Below are 15,397 nucleotides of genomic sequence, written 5' to 3'. Positions count from 1 at the left end.
TGCCTCACACCCGTCATGCAGCGGCCGGTGCGTGCCCCCGCGCGCCTGCCGGCGCCCGCTTGCCTGCACTGGCCGCCGACCCCTTACTTGCGCCCGTAGTTGTCTTCGAACCTCACGATGTCGTCTTCGCCCAGATAAGCGCCCGACTGCACCTCGATGATCTCCAGCGGCGTCTTGCCCGGGTTCTCGAGCCGGTGCAGGGTGCCGATGGGGATATAGGTCGACTGGTTTTCCGAAAGAATGCTGATGTTGTCGCCGCAGGTCACGCGCGCGGTGCCGCGCACCACCACCCAGTGCTCGGCGCGGTGGTAGTGCATCTGCAGCGACAGGCTGGCGCCGGGCTCGACCACGATGCGCTTGACCTGGAAGCGGTCGCCGCGGTCGATCGAGTCATAGCAGCCCCAGGGCCGGCGCACCTTGCGATGGTTCACCACTTCATTGCCATGCTCGGAGCGGATGCGCTGGACGATGTTCTTCACGTCCTGCACGTGGGCCTTGTCCACCACCAGCACCGCGTCGGCGGTTTCGACCACCACCACGTCCTGCACCCCGACGCACGCGATCAGGCGGCCTTCGGAATGCGCCAGGCAAGAGCTCGCGCCGTCGAACAGCACGCGTCCGCGCCCGGCATTGCCGCTGGCGTCCTTGGGTGCGATATCCCAGATCGCCGCCCATGAGCCGACGTCGGACCAGCCGGCGTCCAGCGGCACCAGCATGCCGGCGATATCCGGCAGGGTCTCGAGCTTCTCCATCACGGCGTAGTCGATCGAGTCGGACGGGCACGCGTGGAACGCTTCCTTGCCCAGGCACAGCACCTCGCCGGCGCAGGCGGCGTGTTCGCTTGCCGCGTAGGCGGCGCGGCATTGACGCGCCATCTCGGGCTGCAGCTCGGCCACCGCGCGCAGCCACACCGAGGCGCGCACCACGAAGATGCCGCTGTTCCACCAGAACTCGCCGGACTCGACATAGTGCTTGGCCAGCTCCAGATGCGGCTTCTCGACGAAGCGGTCCAGCATGAAGGCGCCCTGGTCGGCGCCGCCGGCCGCGCGGATGTAGCCGAAGCCGGTCTCGGGCGCCACCGGCTTCACGCCGAGCGTGACGATGGCACCGTGGTCCGCATGCTGGATCGCCGTGGCGATGGCCTCGCGGAAGGCCGCGACGTCGGCCACGCTGTGGTCGGCCGGCGTCACCACCAGCACCGCATCGCCACCCTCGCCCGCAGCCGCCAGCGCATGCAGCGCGGCCACCGTCAGCGCCGGCGCGGTATTGCGCCCGCACGGCTCGGACAGCACGCGCGCCGGCTTGCCGGCGCGCTTCATCATGTCGGTGATCATGAAGCGGTGCTCTTCGCCGCAGACCACGATCTGCGCCGCTTCCATGCCGTCGGGGCGGCCCGCGAGCGCGGCCACGCCGGCGAGGCGGTTGGCGGTGGCTTCCAGCAGCGTGTCTTCGGCGATCAGGTTCAGCAGCTGCTTCGGGAACTGCTCGCGCGACAGCGGCCACAGGCGCGTACCGGCGCCGCCGGCGAGGATCACGGGCTGCACCACCGGCAACGCGGCGCAATGCGCCGCCCTGTCGCCCAGCCCTTGCAGCGCTGCATGGATTTCGCCGTTGACCGGCGGCGGCGTCTGGTTCTCTTCCCGGGTCCGAATTCGCATCATGCCTCCTGGCGTGTCGGCGGTTCCAAGTTTCCCGCGCTACCCGCGCGTGAGGCCCGGCCCTGTGCAACCACCGCGGCGGTCTCGCAGAAACGGGTACGCCCGGCAGCGGTCCCTGACCGCCATGACGGGGATGCCAGCCAGTCTAGGCAGGCGCTCTGGCGCAATCTGTTCGATTCCGCACACGCTACTTGCGCCGCCGCGGCAGGCCGCGCGCAGGCGTGCCGCACTAGCTTGCGATCGCGCGCACTCTGTTGGAGAACGCACCGATAGCCACGGCCGCCGGCGTTGCAATACAGTGGGCCGTGCAGGCGCAGCGCCTGCGATCGCGGCCCGGCGGCATGCGCGCACTGCGGAGGAACGACATGGAGCGGGCGGTGGCAACGACGGCGACGATCGCGCCAATGGCAACGAGCACGGCGACCACGGCCACCGACCGCGGCGGCTACCACTACACGCGCCAGTCGCCGTGCCGCGTGGCCAGGCCGGTGCAGCGACGGCTGCACGATGAAGCCTCGGTCTGGCAGGAGAGCAATTGCTACATGGACCTGTGGATCGAGCTGCTGTACGGCTGGGGGCTCGACCCGCGCGCGGCGCTGGCGTTCACCGTGGCGCAGGACTACGAGGGCGACCATTTCACCTTCTTCAAGTACCCCCCGGCGGACATCGAGCTGCTGTACGGCACGGTGGTGCAGGAGATGGCGGTCTACGACACGCTCCAGGCCCACCTGGTCGAACAGGTCGGGCGCGGCCATGCGGTGCTGGTCGAGATGGACAGCTACTACCTGCCCGACACGCGCGCCACCGCCTACCGCCAGGCGCACGTGAAGACCACCGTTGCCATCGACCGGATCGACCCCGCGGCGCAGCGGCTGTGCTACTACCACAGCCTCGGCTACCACACCGCCGCCGGCGACGACTATCGCGGCCTGCTGCGGCTGACGCCCGAACTGCGCGACGGCAACATCCTGTTCCCGTACGCCGAATACGCCAAGCGCGTGCGCGCGCCGCTGCGGGGTGCGGCCGCGGCAGATGCCGCCGCGGCACTGATGCGCCACCACCTGGGCCGCCGTCCCGCGCTGAACCCGGTCACGCGCTGGCGCGCCGACTTCGACCAGCATCTCGCGGTGATACTGGCGCGCGGCGATGCCTACTTCCAGCACTACGGCTTCAACCTGCCGCGCCAGCTGGGGGCGAACTTCGAGATGCTGCATCACTGCCTCGCTTGGTTCGGCGAGCATGGTTACGATGTGCCTGCGCGCGTCGCACGGGCGGCCAACGGCATCGCCGCGGAAAGCAAGGTGCTGCAGTTCCGCCTGGCCCGGGCCACCGCGCGCGGCCGTCCGGACCGCTGCAGCGAGTGCCTGGACACCATGGAGTCCGCTTATGAAACGGTCATCGCCGGCCTGCTGTCGTCGTTCGGCGCCACCGATCCCGCACAGCCGGCCCGTGCCTGACGCCAACGGCAAGCGCCGCTGGCGCACGGCCGCTGCCGGGCCGCGCGCCCGTGGCGCTTCAGGCGTGTGCCAGCGCAGGCAGCAGGCGGTCGTACTCGCGCTTGACCAGCTTGTAGCATTCGCAGGAATGCTTCTCGAGCCCGCAATGATCGAGGATGGTGATATGGCCGCGGCTGTGGTGGATCAGCCCCAGGTTTTCCAGCTTGCCGGCCGCTTCGGTAACGCCTTCGCGGCGCACGCCCAGCATGTTGGCGATGACCTGCTGGGTGATGACCAGCTCGTTGGAGTTCATGCGGTCGCGCGCCAGCAGCAGCCAGCGGCACAGTTGCTTGTTCAGCGAATGGTGGCGGTTGCATGCCGCGGTCTGCGCGATCTGCGTCAGCACCGCCTGCACATACAGCAGCGTGACGCGCTGCAGGGTGGGCAGATAGGACAGCTCGGCGCGCAGCGCGCGCGCGGGAATGCGGTAGGCGAAGCCCGGGCTGCGCACTTCGACGCGGCTGGGCATGGTATCGCCGCCCGTCACCACCGGAATGCCGACCAGGCCTTCATTGCCCACCGCGGCGAACTCGACCGTGGCGCCGTCCTCGAGCAGCGACAGCAGCGACACCACCGAGGTGGTGGGGAAATACACATGCACGATGCGCTGGCTGGTGTCAGTCAGCAGTTCGCCGGCACGCAGCCGGACCAGTTCAAAGTGGCGCGACAGCGTTTCCCATTCCTGCCGCGGCAGGGCATTGAGCAGATGATTGACATGCAGGTCCGACCGTTGCGTGATCATGCTGATTCTCCCCGTTGACCCGGGACCGGCACTGGGCCGCCGCTCGCGCACTGGCTGCGTGGTGCAAAGCCCGGCTGTACCGCTCCACCCGTGACTGATGCTTACCGACTTGTTGACACCGCATATGACTGACTGATGACGGCCACGATCCGCTTTCCGTCCCGACGCGCAAGCCCTGCGGTGCGCTGTGTGCCTGCCTCGTCGTTTGACTGTATTAAGTGCTATGGCGCACTGAAGCGACAGTAGGCAGACGGTTGGTACTCGTTCATCCTTTGGTTGGTTGGTAGCAGGCCGGCGTGGCGCCCGCGGCTGGCGGCGAATGCAAGTAGCCGGGCGCCGGCATGCCGGCGTCGGCCAGGCGGCGACACGCTGCCAGGCTAGTCATGACAACGGAGGAACCGGTCGGCGGTGGGGGCTGGTGGGGCCTGTACGCCCTATGCGGACGGTGCGTCGTAGCTGGCGGGCCGGTCGGCGTTGATGGCGTAGATCTCGCCCGAAGGGATGGCGCCGGCCGCCGTGGCCGCGCCGCTCTCATGCATCAGGCGGATGAGCCTCGTTTCACCGGGGCCAAGGTGGAACCAGTCCTGGTCCGGCAGGAAGGCGTGATCCTCGATATGCACCCAGCGCGCAAAGCGGCGCGTGGCCACGTGCAGCCACCACTGGCCCTGCACGCATTCGACGCTGCCATGCAGCTCGGGCGCCGGCAGCGCGGCGGCGCTGCGGTCAGGCAGGTAGACCGCCTGGCTCAGCGGCGTGCCGGTGCTGTCGTCATCGGCATGCAGCGTGGCCAGCACCACGTCGTGAGCGGGCGGCCCGAATCGGTAGGCGTAGGTGAAATCGAAGAACCGGTCGAGCATCGCCGCCGCCGCGATCCGGCACGATTCGCGCGGATGCAGCGTCAGCACCTGCTGGGCCTGCGCCGCCACCACCTCGCCGTCGCGCAGGCAGCGCAGCGTCAGACGCACCGTGCGCGGCTGCGCGGTTTCATTGATGACATGCACATGCAGGCCGTTCAGGCCCTCGTCGGTCAGCAGCACCTGCAGCGGCTGCCACACCGCGCGCAAGGCATGCCAAGGCGACTTGGGGCGCCCGCACGCGTCGACGATGCCCCAGCCCGCCCCGGGCAGCAGATCCTGCAACAGCCACACCAGCCCGCCGGCGCAGGTCGAGCCCACGCGGCGCCACTCGCTGAAGACCTCGGTCATAAGCTCGGCCACCACCGCGCGTGACAGCGCCAGGTAGCGCGCCGGGCGTTCATAGCGCAGGCGCGGCGGATCGACCTGGTACAGCGCGCGCAGGTAGAAGTCGCGGATATCCTCGAAATCCCACGCCGTGCCGGCATCGCGCGGCACCCGCGCCTTCCAGCGCGGATCGTGCAGCGGCTGGGTCAGGCCGTATTCGCGCAGCGTGCGCGCGCACGGCACGTTGGCAAAGGCCAGGCATTCGGAAGCAAAGCGCACATTGGCCAGGCGCGCATCCGCCAGCGGGCGCTGGTAGGCACCGACGCCGTAGTAATGGGTGACGCCGGTGTCGGGCTGGAACGGCCACGCGCCTGCGCTGGGCGAGTTGCGCACATAGACCACGTCGGCGCGGTGCCGCGCCACCAGGCCGGGGATCAGCTCGTCGAACAGCGGCTGGCGCCAGTCGCCGCGCGGCGTGCCCAGCATGGCCGCCTGCTGCTCGGCTTCGCTGCCGCCGCACAGCACCGCGATGGCCGGATGCGCGCGCGTCGATTGCAGCCACTGGCCGACTTCGCGCGCGGCATCGTCCATCAGGCCCCGCGACGCTTGCCCGTCCGCGCCGTAGTCGAAATTGGCGAACATGAAGTCCTGCCACACCAGCAGGCCCAGCGCGTCGCAGCCGCGGTAGAAGGCTTCGCCGGGGTAGCAGGTGACGCCGCTGACCCGCACCATGTTCATGCCCGCGTCGCGCGCCAGCCGCAGCCAGCGGCCCACGGCCTCGTCGCTGTCGGCCAGTCCGGGCAGGTCATGGCTGGACACGCAGGCGCCGCGGCAGAAGATGCGCTCGCCGTTGACGCGCAGCGCAAAGGCGCCGGGCTCGGCGTCGCGGTCTTGCTCGACGGTGCGAAAGCCCACTTGCGCGCATTGCAGCGCCCGTGTGCCGAGGCGGGCCTCGACCCGGTACAGTGCGGGCTCGCCATGCGTATGCGGCCACCACAGGCGCGCGTGCGGCACGCGCAGCGTGCCGGCCAGCACCTGCTCCGACGTGCGCGCCAGGCTGCCCCAGGTTTCATTGTCGCCATGCGCTGCCAGCCAGCGCGCCTGCGCCGGCGCGGGCCCCGGGAAATGCAGCGCCAGCGCGATGATGCCGTCGGGGCCGTCCAGTTGCGTGCTGACCTCGGCGCGCACGCCGTGCAGCGGATCGGCGCTGGCCGGATCGAGCAGTTCGATGCTGCGCCACGGACCGACCGCATGGACCGGCGGACACCAGCCCGGCATATGGCCCAGCAGCGTGGTGCGGACCGCGCGCAGCGTCGGCGGCACGATCATGCGCGGCTTCCAGCGGGCCCGGCCGCGCTGCGTGCGCAGCCACGGGTGCAAGGCGCGAAAGCACAGGTGCAGGGTGTTGTCGCCGGCCAGCTGCACCGCCACCTGGTGGGCGGCGAACATATGGCGCGTGGTCAGCACCAGCACCCCGTTGAGCCACACCTCGGCCAGCGTCGCCAGGCCATTGCAGCGCAGCATGCGCACGCCGCTGCCGGCAAAGCGCACGCGGTACCAGTAGTCGTGCCGGTGCAGCGGCGGCGGCGCGCTGTCGTCCCAGCGGCCCGCCGCCCGCATGGCTGCGGCCACGGTGCCTGGCACGGGCGCGGGCAGCCATGGCGCATCGGGCGACAGGTCGGCCGGCGCCCGTGCCGCGCCCGCGAGCGTTTCCAGCCAGCACCATTCGCCGGCGAGGGCGCACGGGCCCACGGCCACGCCGGGAGCCAGCGCCAGGTCGGTCGAGGCGGCGGCAAGGGATGGGGCGGCGGCGTTGGCACCGGGCATTCCCGCGGCCTGGCCTGGCGCCAGTGCCGCCGGGTCGCGCGCGCTCATGCCACGCTCGCGCCGAAGTGCGAGGCCAGCGCCGGCACCGTGCCCTGGTAGGCCTGCTCGAGCTGGTCCAGGCAGTCCTGGCAGGGGTCGGACTTGCGGCTGATCACCGCGCGCATCAGCCGGAACTGCATCACCATGGCTTCGGAGGCCATGGTGTAGCAGGCCTCGCCGATGCAATCGGGCAGCGAGTGCCCGTGCAGCACGAGCCAGCGCAGGTAGCGGCCGAGCAGCTCGAAATTGACGCCCAGCTGGCGCAGCACGCTGGCCGCATAAACCTGGAAGTTGGGCTCGCCGCGCGCCATCAGGTGTTCGAGATGCCCCGGGAACGCCATGCGGAACACGCTGATCGGGTTGTGCTGCGGGCGGCGCGACAGGTGATGGCGCAGCAGCTCCAGCGAGGTCCGCATCAGCGCGGCATCGGTCAGCGCGGCAAAGCGCCGCCGCGCCACCGACGCATGCGGAAACGCGGCCACCTCGCCATAGCCCACGGTCGCCGGGCGGAAGATGGCGGCATAGTCCTCGCCGCTGGCGGTGTGGTAGCCGTCGCCATGGAAATAGCCGACGGCGGCCGCCTCGGGCACCAGCACGTCGATGCCGATGCACGAGCGCATATGCTGGCGGCGGTAGGTGCCGGCCGGCTGCGGCAACTGGTAGCTGTCGACTTCGAGCAGCACCACGTTGCCGCGCGCGGTCTGGGTGGCCACGTGCGCCTCGAGCCGGTCATACATCGACAGCTCGTGCGTGACGATGCCGTACAGGCGCTCGAGGTCGTTGGCGGGGAAGGCCGAGAGCGTGAACTGGTCGCCTTCGAAATCCTGCGCCACGGTGAACGGCAGCGCGGCAATGGGTTCCAGGTCCCAGCCCTGCAGCAGCTCGACCCACAGGTCGATCTGCTGGTTCGCATGAGACCAGACCGGATTGCCGCCATGCCAGGTGGAGCGGCCTGCGCGAACCCTGGCCCTGCCGTCGCCGTACATTTACCCCCCCCACAGCGTGTCGCGGACGGTTTTGGGCCAGCGTGCCGGATCCAGCCCGTGGTGGCGCAGCAGCGCCAGCGCCATGCGCTCGACGCCGATGCCGACACAGCCCGTGTGCGCAGTGGCGCCGTCCGCGCTGCGCAGGTCCCACATATGGCCGAAGTGGTCCATGTGGTAGTTGAAGCTCATGCACGCCGAGGGCGGCGCGCCGTCGTTGATGGGGATCAGCAGCTCGAACTTGAGCCTGAGCTCGCGCTGGCTTTCGGCGACGAGCTTGCCGCCGCGCCCGAAGAACGGATCGTTGGCGACGTCGATCTCCACCGGCAGCTGCAGCGCCGTGGCCAGCTCGGGCACGCGCTCGAGCCATTGCTCGCGGAACGCGGCGATGCGCTGCGGGGTTCCCAGGCAGACATATTCGCGCTGACGGAACAGCTGCATGCGCGTCGGCTCGAGCGAGGACTCATGGCGGAAGCAGTAGGACATTACGTCGACCACCTTGCCGTCCTCGGGCAGCAGGCCGCGCCGCGCGATCACCGGGTAGACTGGATAGCACGCCGCCGGGGTCAGCACCACGCCGGTCGGCTGCTGCTGGTCGGTCCAGTCGTCCTTGTCCTCCAGACGCGCGAGCAGGCGGCGGTGGCCCTTGTCGTCGCCGCAGAAGCTGTGGATGGTGCCCGCCAGCTGCGGAAAGCTCTTCATGTAGCCGCTGGTTTCGAAATCCGCCTGGCCCATGGCCGGCGGGAAGTGCAGCGTTTCCGCGCCCAGGCCTTGGCCCAGGTGCGTCATGACGTTGTTCATGCCTTCGCAGATCGATTCGAAGGTGGTGTTGCGGCCATACAGACCGGGCACGCCGGTCGGAATCATCAGGCCCTCGGCCACCAGCTGCTCGAGGAACGTGGGGCCCGATGCGTGCGGCGCCGGCTTGCCGTGCCGCGTGGCGGGGCCGGGCTCGGCCGCGGCGCCACCCTGGGCGGTGCCGTCGGTCAGGGTATGGAGGTCCATGCGATCTCCCTCAGGAACGATCGGCCAGCAACAGATTGGCCGTGTTGGTCAGGATGCGATCGTTGTTGATCATCAGCGGCGCCGACCACAGATCGCGCAAGTGGCGGCCCAGGCTGAACGGCGTGCCGTGCTTGTACCCCGCCATGCCGCACACCAGCATGGCCTGCTGCACCGCCTCCAGCGCCAGCATGGACACCGCGGTCTTGAGCCCGTTCATGCCCGCGGCCAGCGCGAACGCGCTCGCCACCGGCGGCTCGGCATGGCGCCGACGCTGTTGCTCCAGCGCCAGCTCCAGCCGTCCTTCGATCAGCTGCAGCAGGCTGACCGCTTCGGCCACGCGCGCCGCCGACGGCGGCAGCGCGCCTGGCCGCGCGCGTGCCTGCCCCTGGAAGTAGGTCTTGGCGCGCGCCACCGCATCGCTGCAGATGCCGAGCCACAGCGCACTCCACAGGATGTGCGACACCGGTGTCATGGTGGCGTCGGCGATCTCGCCGAACGGCACCGGCAGCACCTGCGCCATTGCGCCACTGGCCTCGAGCCGGAAGCCGTTGCTGCAGGTGCCGCGCATGCCCAGCGTGTCCCACGTGTTCAGGCTCTGCAGCGTGTAGTCCGGCTTGAGCGCGCACACCAGCACCTGGTCCGAGGGCCCGGCGTCGGCATGGCGGCGCGAGGTGATCAGGATGCCGTCGGCATGCGCGCCATACGAAATCGTCGGCGCCATCTTGAGCAGGTGAAAGCGTTCGCCGTCGACGTTGAGCGCGCAGCCGCTGCTGCGCAGTGCGCCGCCGATGGCTTCCTCGGACGTGGCCGAAGCCAGCAGCAGCTGCTCGGCGGCAATGCGCGCGAGCAGGCCCTGGTGCCAGGGGCTGGCGGTGCCGTGTTCGAGCACGCAGGCCACCTGGATCTGGTGCATGGCGTAGATCATCCCGGTCGACGCGCACGCCGCGCCGAGCACGCGGCAGATCGCCGCCACCGTCGCCAGCGAGGCGCCGGCACCGCCCTGGGCGGCCGGCACCATGGCACCGATCAGGCCGTGCTCGCGCAGGCTTTCTAAGGCTTCCTGCGGAAAGCGTGCGTCGCGGTCGACGGCGTCGGCGTGCGCCTGCGCAACCGCGGCAGCGGCCTCGGCGGCGGCGAGCAGCGCGTCGGCGCGCGCGCGCACGGCGCCCGCGCTGGAATGCGCCAGTGCCACCCTGGCCACGGGGATCATGCGGCCTCCTGCTGCTGCCGGATCTGCTCGACCGCGGCGGCCAGGGAATCGATGCTGCGGAACAGCTGGCGCGTCAGCATCTGGTCCGGGATCTCGATGTCGAAAGCGTTCTCGAGCGCGAGCATCACGTGCACGGTGGCCAGCGACGACAGGCCGGCGGCATACAGGTCATCGCTGTCTGCCAGGTCGGCGAGCGGCACATCGAGCCGGGCAACTTCGCCCAGGATGCTGCGGATGGTTGCTTTCATGGAACACCTCCGGTTTTTATGAGTGCGGCCTATTGCACGCTTAACCGGCTGCGGCTTCGGTACGTTTGCGCACCAATCCATGCGCCCCCCGGCACCGCCGCAGCTGCCCTCAATACGCACTGGCGCCGGTCCAGCCGTGCAGCGCGGTGCGCAGGATGATCTGCAGGTCGAGCTGGAACGACCAGTGCTGGATGTAGTAGATGTCGAACTCGATACGCCGGCGCATCTTCTCGACGGTATCGGTCTGGCCGCGCAGGCCGTTGATCTGGGCCCAGCCGGTGATGCCCGGCTTGACCCGGTGCCGCAGCATGTAGCGGTCGATCAGCTCCTTGTAGAGCTCGTTGTGCTCCATCGCATGGGGGCGCGGTCCCACCACCGACATCTCGCCGCGCAGCACATTGAAGAACTGGGGCAGCTCGTCCAGGCTGGTGCGGCGCAGGAAGGCGCCGATCCGCGTCACGCGCGCATCGCCGCGTACCGCCTGCGTCACGCCCACGTCGGCGTGCTGGCGCATGGTGCGGAACTTGAAGACGTCGAACGGGCGCCCGTCCATGCCCAGCCGCCGCTGTCGGAACAGCACCGGCCCGGGCGACGACAGCTTCACCAGCACCGCCACCACCAGCAGCAGCGGCGCCAGTCCGATCAGCGCGGCCAGCGCGAAGGCGCGGTCGAAGCTGGCCTTGAGCAGGCCGGTGATGCCCGACACCGGCGGGCTGTTGAGGTCGATCACGGGCAGGCCCAGGAACTCGCTGAAGCGATGGCCGAGCAGCTCCACCGACATCACGTCGGGGATCCAGCGGATGTCGATCAACTCGTTGCGGAACTGCCGCACCACGTCGTAAAGGTCGCGGCACGCCACCATCGGCAGCGTCAGCCAGATCTCCCTGACCGCCTGGCTGCGCACGAACAGGTTGACCTCTTCCATGGTGCGCAGCGAGACCACGCCGTCGGGCACCGCGATCGGCTCTTCATGGTAGATGCCGACCACGCGATAGCCCGCGGCGCGGATCTGGTCCACGCGCAGGTACATCTCGCGCCCGAGCGGCCCGTAGCCGAAGATCACCACGCGCTTGGCGTTGATGCCCTGCTCGCGCACATTGCCGAGCATGCGGAACATGACGGCGCGCACCCCTGCCAGCGCCAGCAGGCTGGAACCGAACCAGCCCAGCGACCAGACCCGCGACACCGCGGCGATCTGGTGCATCAGGAACGCCGTCATCAGCCCGACGATAAACACCGTGGCCCACGCGGCCAGCAGGCGCAGCACCAGCGCCGCACGGCTGCGGCCGCGCCACGATTCATAGATGCCGAAGGCGGGAAACACCGCCAGCACCCCGATCGAACACAGCGCGGCAAGAAAGCCGTGCACCGGCGCGGCGCCGCGGATGCCCTCGGGAAAGTACAGCGCACCGATCATCACCGCGCACACGCCGACCAGCACCGCGTCGGCCAGCCGGTACAACAAGTGCAGCGCCGTGTGGCGCTCTGCCGCAAAGGTCGAACTGGATGCCATGGCTGCCCACCGCGAATGCAATACTCGATGCAGCGATGGTTGCCGAGCCGCCCGCCAGTGTCTGTTGGCGGGCGCACACAGCCTGTGGCAGGGAAATCAGCGCGCGGCCGCGCTCAGGGAGGGGCCGGCGTGCACCTTGGCGTACCCGGTCGCGCGTCCGTGCATGGCCCATTCGCCGCGCTGGAAGGGGCGGTCGCGGCCGGACAGCAGCATGGCAAGCTGCTGGATCAGGCCGTGCGAGGCGCCCACGGTGCCGGTCATCGGCATCACCAGCGCGGTGGCCAGCACCACGCTCGCCAGCACCATCGCCAGCGGACCGTGCGGGGTGGTGCGCCGCAGGATGAACGGCAGGCTCACGCACAGGCCCACGCCCAGGCCGCCCGCCACCTCAGACACCGAGTGCGCATGCAGCGCCAGACGCGACACCCCCACCAGCAACGCCAGGCCCACGCCCGCGGCCGCCGCCAGCCAGCCCAGGCGCCGCCACGCGGCCGGCACCGCCAGGTAGAGCAGCACCGGCAGCACCGACGCCGCCATCATCGCGTGGCCGGAGAAGCCGGTGAAGTTGAGCGCCGCACTGCCGATGCCCCAGCCCATGAACGCGAGCTTGGACGCCAGCACCAGCAGCGCGGCCGCGGCGAACGCCAGCCCCCAGTGGCGCGCGCTGCCGGGCGCGCCGCGCCAGTACAGCCACAACGCCAGGAACACGGCGCAAGGCAGCAGGTACGCGGATTCGCCGAACAGGGATACGAGATGCCAGTGGCTCATGGGCAGGCGCATGCGGTAAGCGTCAGGGTCTGGTGCGGCAGGGTACCACCGCCTCGCGCGTGGCGGCATCGACCGCTTGGTCCAGCGCCGCCCGCGCGCGCAACGCGGCCCCGGCCGGCGCCGGTCGGGGTGCAGACAGGTTGAGAGTGCATGACTGCATTGGCCGTCTGGTGGATAGAGAGTCTTTGCGCAATTCGATATGTTCAATCGGGATCGCTGCCCTTGCATCATCGGGGCAGCGTTTTCAAAGCCCGCATGGTCCCCCGGTCGGCGGGCTTCTTTTTTTGCCCGCCGGGAAGGCATGATCGAGACGGCGGCAGCAGCGGCGAGATCATGCGGACGACACCCATGCGGCCCAGGCAATGCGGCTCATCCGTGCTGCCCGTCCGTGCCGCCAATCGATGCCGCCAACCGATGCCGCCAACCCAATGCGACCCGCACAAACGCACAAACGCACAGCGGCACCGGGCGCTCGCGCCGGGTGCCGCTGCACAACAGCTGCGCGTGCCTGCAGGTTCAGCTCACCAGTGACGGCGGCACGCGGTGCCGATGCTGCGCGATGATCAGCGCCTTGAGGCTTTCCACACGCAGCAAGGCCTCGCGCTCGCCGGCCGCGCGCGCGGCATCGGCGGCGGCCAGCTCGCAATCGAACTGGCGCCCGTGCAGTTCTCCCCGGTACAGCAGCGGCTCATCGCTGCCGGCGGCGCCATCCGCGCCGCAACCTTGCTCATGATGGGCGGCGAGCCTGATCTCGAAGCAGCACGCCCACTTTCCCCGGCCCTCGCGCACCGCAAAGCCGCGCACCACGAGGAACTCAAGTCCGGCCTCCATACGACCCCCTTCTTCCCGGGACGGCCAGCCTGCAAATGAGGGCCAGCTTCTGCCTCCGGGCGAATCAAGCATAGGCCATCAGCAATATTGCGCCCTCATCCGGTGGTTGTAGGACGGGTCGCACAAAGGAGGGAGGGCGCAGGCGCACGCGCCCCGCCCAGCGACAACGCCATGCGCGGAAAACACTGGCCGCCGGCCCACACCAGCGCGGTGGCCGCGCACACCAGGTCCATCGCCGCGGGCAACGCGAGACAGCCGCTGGCGCCGAGCAGCGCGGCATGCAGGATCAGCGCGGGATCGAGGCGGTCCGACAACACCAGCCAGCGCCGCGGCGCCAGGCGCGCGTGCAGCTGGTCCAGCCATGCGCGCGGATCGCCTTCGAGGCCGCTGCAATCGATCACGGCAATATCCGCAGGATCCGGCGGCAGCTGCGCGCCAGCCTGCGTGGACGTATGGCCGGGATCGGCCTGGAGGTCGTGCGTTGCGGTCTGCGCCGGCGCAGCCGATGACGGGGCGTGCGCCGGGGCCCGCAGCCATTGCGGCGTGCGGCAGTTGATCGGCCTGGGCAGGTCGAGCGCGTGCAGGCGTCGTGCCAGCACCCGGCACATCATTTCATTGCTGGCGATCAGGTAGGTCGGCATTGACTCGATCCGGCGGCAACCCGGGCGGCCATGGCATCGGCCGCGCGGTCGGAGCCGGGCTGCGGGCGGCCCGGCGCGGAGGACATCGCACCAGCGCCAACCGCCGGCGTCGGTCTGTGCGGATGTCTTCCCTCAGAAGGTAGCAAGCCGCTGCCACCCCTGCCTCATGCTTTTGGCGGAGCATCACGCAGCAGAAGGATGAGGCGCACGGGCGCGCGCCACCGGCTCAGGCCGCCTGGCCTACCGGCGGCATGCGCGCCGGCGCGGCAGCCGGGTCCGGTCCCGCCCAGTTGAGCGTGGCCCCCCTTTGCAGCGCCACGTAGACCGCTTCGCCCTTGTTGCGCACATGGAGGCGCTGATACAGGGTGCAGGCATGCGTCTTGGCGGTGGCGATCGAGATATTCAGCATGCGGCTGACGGTCTTGATCGGATAGCCGCGCGCCAGCAATGCCAGCACTTCGTACTGGCGCTCGGTGATGTTGAGCAGGTGCGCGCCGGCCGAGGGCGTTTCGTACGCGGTGGCGTGCGCGGCGAACTGGCGTTGCGCCACCGGCGCCGCGCTGTCGTGACCGGCATCGTCCACACCGGGGCGCAGCGTCACCACCCTGGCATCGCCCGGAGCCGCCGGCGCGAGGCGTGCCGCGGCAGCGTCCGTGCCGGCGTGCCGGCCCGGCAACGGCTGGCTCGACGCCGGGAAGCATTCGCCGCCGGCCAGCACCAGCCGCACCGCCGCATCCAGCGCGTCGGCACTGCAATGCTTGGGCACGCAGCCGCGCACCGGCTCCGGCAGGCCGCCCTCGGGCAGCGCCGGCATCGCCTGCTCGCTGAGGATCAGCACCCGCTGTGGCCGCAGCCGCTGGCACAGTTCTTCCAGCATGGACCAGCCGCTGGCCTGGTCGGACGGCAGTCCGTAGACCATCAGGTCGGCATCGTTGAGCCACAGGTCGGAATCGATGGGCGCCAGCGGATCGAGGTCCAGCAGGTCGCCGTGGAGGTGTGCTTGGGCCAGCAGGTGGCGCAGACCCAGGCGCAGGAGGGGGTGAGGCTCGATCAAGAGGATGGTGGCCATGGCCGCTCTCTTATTATTGCGGCAAGCGCGGACCCCGCGAAAATCCGTGCTTGCTTGTCGGACGTGCCCCGCTATCCTGCGGTTGCACCTCCCTACGATCCGCCAGTGCTCCGGGGACGCCGCACAGCCTTCCCGTCTGGCTGCAGGTCATCCTTTCCCTGGAGATACCGGATCGCCCCGGTGTGC

The 15,397-nt window shown here is 69.9% G+C and carries 13 protein-coding genes; 1 reads left to right on the top strand and 12 read right to left on the bottom strand.

Annotation, left to right across the window (positions count from 1 at the left end):
• Positions 1 to 83: 83 nt before the first annotated feature.
• Entirely contained in the window at positions 84 to 1,658 is a 1,575-nt protein-coding gene (locus tag CBM2588_RS19640) for a mannose-1-phosphate guanylyltransferase/mannose-6-phosphate isomerase (RefSeq protein ID WP_439897453.1), read from the bottom strand.
• Positions 1,659 to 2,062: 404 nt separating this feature from the next.
• Here CBM2588_RS19640 and CBM2588_RS19635 point away from each other — a divergent pair, with 404 nt between their 5' ends.
• On the top strand, positions 2,063 to 3,115 hold the full coding sequence (locus CBM2588_RS19635) for a DUF1839 family protein (protein ID WP_231942214.1): 1,053 nt from the start codon (positions 2,063 to 2,065) through the stop codon (positions 3,113 to 3,115).
• Positions 3,116 to 3,173: 58 nt separating this feature from the next.
• On the opposite strand, the gene CBM2588_RS19630 is transcribed toward CBM2588_RS19635, so the two are convergent.
• The 11 genes from CBM2588_RS19630 to CBM2588_RS19580 all read right to left on the bottom strand — a co-directional run bounded on the left by CBM2588_RS19630 (position 3,174) and on the right by CBM2588_RS19580 (position 15,211).
• Positions 3,174 to 3,896: a Crp/Fnr family transcriptional regulator gene (locus CBM2588_RS19630; protein ID WP_012354880.1), complete on the bottom strand. Its 723-nt coding sequence runs from the start codon at positions 3,894 to 3,896 to the stop codon at positions 3,174 to 3,176.
• A gap of 434 nt (positions 3,897 to 4,330) precedes the next feature.
• On the bottom strand, positions 4,331 to 6,904 hold the full coding sequence (locus CBM2588_RS19625; RefSeq protein WP_172583697.1) for a glycoside hydrolase family 2 protein: 2,574 nt from the start codon (positions 6,902 to 6,904) through the stop codon (positions 4,331 to 4,333).
• A gap of 44 nt (positions 6,905 to 6,948) precedes the next feature.
• Positions 6,949 to 7,929 (bottom strand): DUF1839 family protein, encoded by a 981-nt coding sequence (locus CBM2588_RS19620; protein ID WP_111520823.1) that lies wholly within the window; start codon positions 7,927 to 7,929, stop codon positions 6,949 to 6,951.
• Positions 7,930 to 8,931: an amino acid--[acyl-carrier-protein] ligase gene (locus tag CBM2588_RS19615; RefSeq protein WP_115682077.1), complete on the bottom strand. Its 1,002-nt coding sequence runs from the start codon at positions 8,929 to 8,931 to the stop codon at positions 7,930 to 7,932.
• Positions 8,932 to 8,941: 10 nt separating this feature from the next.
• The gene (locus tag CBM2588_RS19610; RefSeq protein ID WP_115682076.1) at positions 8,942 to 10,141 is read right to left on the bottom strand and encodes an acyl-CoA dehydrogenase family protein; all 1,200 of its coding nucleotides are present in this window, start codon (positions 10,139 to 10,141) and stop codon (positions 8,942 to 8,944) included.
• Positions 10,138 to 10,389, bottom strand: a complete 252-nt coding sequence (locus CBM2588_RS19605; RefSeq protein WP_012354876.1) for an acyl carrier protein — start codon at positions 10,387 to 10,389, stop codon at positions 10,138 to 10,140. The genes CBM2588_RS19610 and CBM2588_RS19605 overlap by 4 nt, the downstream gene beginning before the upstream one ends.
• 109 nt (positions 10,390 to 10,498) lie before the next feature.
• Entirely contained in the window at positions 10,499 to 11,902 is a 1,404-nt protein-coding gene (locus CBM2588_RS19600) for an undecaprenyl-phosphate glucose phosphotransferase (protein ID WP_115682075.1), read from the bottom strand.
• 96 nt (positions 11,903 to 11,998) lie between these two features.
• On the bottom strand, positions 11,999 to 12,670 hold the full coding sequence (locus CBM2588_RS19595) for a phosphatase PAP2 family protein (RefSeq protein WP_115682074.1): 672 nt from the start codon (positions 12,668 to 12,670) through the stop codon (positions 11,999 to 12,001).
• A gap of 516 nt (positions 12,671 to 13,186) precedes the next feature.
• Positions 13,187 to 13,501 carry a hypothetical protein gene (locus CBM2588_RS19590; RefSeq protein ID WP_111520817.1) on the bottom strand — a complete coding sequence of 105 codons (315 nt, stop codon included), beginning with the start codon at positions 13,499 to 13,501 and terminating at the stop codon, positions 13,187 to 13,189.
• Positions 13,502 to 13,596: 95 nt separating this feature from the next.
• A complete protein-coding gene (locus CBM2588_RS19585) occupies positions 13,597 to 14,142 on the bottom strand; it encodes a response regulator transcription factor (RefSeq protein ID WP_115682073.1) in 546 nt (181 codons plus the stop codon).
• 226 nt (positions 14,143 to 14,368) lie between these two features.
• Positions 14,369 to 15,211: a helix-turn-helix transcriptional regulator gene (locus tag CBM2588_RS19580; RefSeq protein WP_115682072.1), complete on the bottom strand. Its 843-nt coding sequence runs from the start codon at positions 15,209 to 15,211 to the stop codon at positions 14,369 to 14,371.
• Positions 15,212 to 15,397: the final 186 nt, after the last annotated feature.

Source organism: Cupriavidus taiwanensis, assembly GCF_900250075.1.
Classification (GTDB): domain Bacteria; phylum Pseudomonadota; class Gammaproteobacteria; order Burkholderiales; family Burkholderiaceae; genus Cupriavidus; species Cupriavidus taiwanensis_C.
Note: the sequence above shows the minus strand (reverse complement) of the source record. Positions and strands in the feature narration are given on the sequence as shown.

What these genes read in the sequence shown, in the direction of transcription:
- CBM2588_RS19605 (WP_012354876.1), bottom strand. Translation starts at nt 10,389, where the DNA reads ATGAAAGCAACCATCCGCAGCATCCTGGGCGAAGTTGCCCGGCTCGAT.
- CBM2588_RS19580 (WP_115682072.1), bottom strand. Translation starts at nt 15,211, where the DNA reads ATGGCCACCATCCTCTTGATCGAGCCTCACCCCCTCCTGCGCCTGGGT.
- CBM2588_RS19600 (WP_115682075.1), bottom strand. Translation starts at nt 11,902, where the DNA reads ATGGCATCCAGTTCGACCTTTGCGGCAGAGCGCCACACGGCGCTGCAC.
- CBM2588_RS19590 (WP_111520817.1), bottom strand. Translation starts at nt 13,501, where the DNA reads ATGGAGGCCGGACTTGAGTTCCTCGTGGTGCGCGGCTTTGCGGTGCGC.
- CBM2588_RS19635 (WP_231942214.1), top strand. Translation starts at nt 2,063, where the DNA reads ATGGCAACGAGCACGGCGACCACGGCCACCGACCGCGGCGGCTACCAC.
- CBM2588_RS19640 (WP_439897453.1), bottom strand. Translation starts at nt 1,658, where the DNA reads ATGCGAATTCGGACCCGGGAAGAGAACCAGACGCCGCCGCCGGTCAAC.
- CBM2588_RS19620 (WP_111520823.1), bottom strand. Translation starts at nt 7,929, where the DNA reads ATGTACGGCGACGGCAGGGCCAGGGTTCGCGCAGGCCGCTCCACCTGG.
- CBM2588_RS19630 (WP_012354880.1), bottom strand. Translation starts at nt 3,896, where the DNA reads ATGATCACGCAACGGTCGGACCTGCATGTCAATCATCTGCTCAATGCC.
- CBM2588_RS19595 (WP_115682074.1), bottom strand. Translation starts at nt 12,670, where the DNA reads ATGAGCCACTGGCATCTCGTATCCCTGTTCGGCGAATCCGCGTACCTG.
- CBM2588_RS19615 (WP_115682077.1), bottom strand. Translation starts at nt 8,931, where the DNA reads ATGGACCTCCATACCCTGACCGACGGCACCGCCCAGGGTGGCGCCGCG.
- CBM2588_RS19625 (WP_172583697.1), bottom strand. Translation starts at nt 6,904, where the DNA reads ATGCCCGGTGCCAACGCCGCCGCCCCATCCCTTGCCGCCGCCTCGACC.
- CBM2588_RS19585 (WP_115682073.1), bottom strand. Translation starts at nt 14,142, where the DNA reads ATGCCGACCTACCTGATCGCCAGCAATGAAATGATGTGCCGGGTGCTG.
- CBM2588_RS19610 (WP_115682076.1), bottom strand. Translation starts at nt 10,141, where the DNA reads ATGATCCCCGTGGCCAGGGTGGCACTGGCGCATTCCAGCGCGGGCGCC.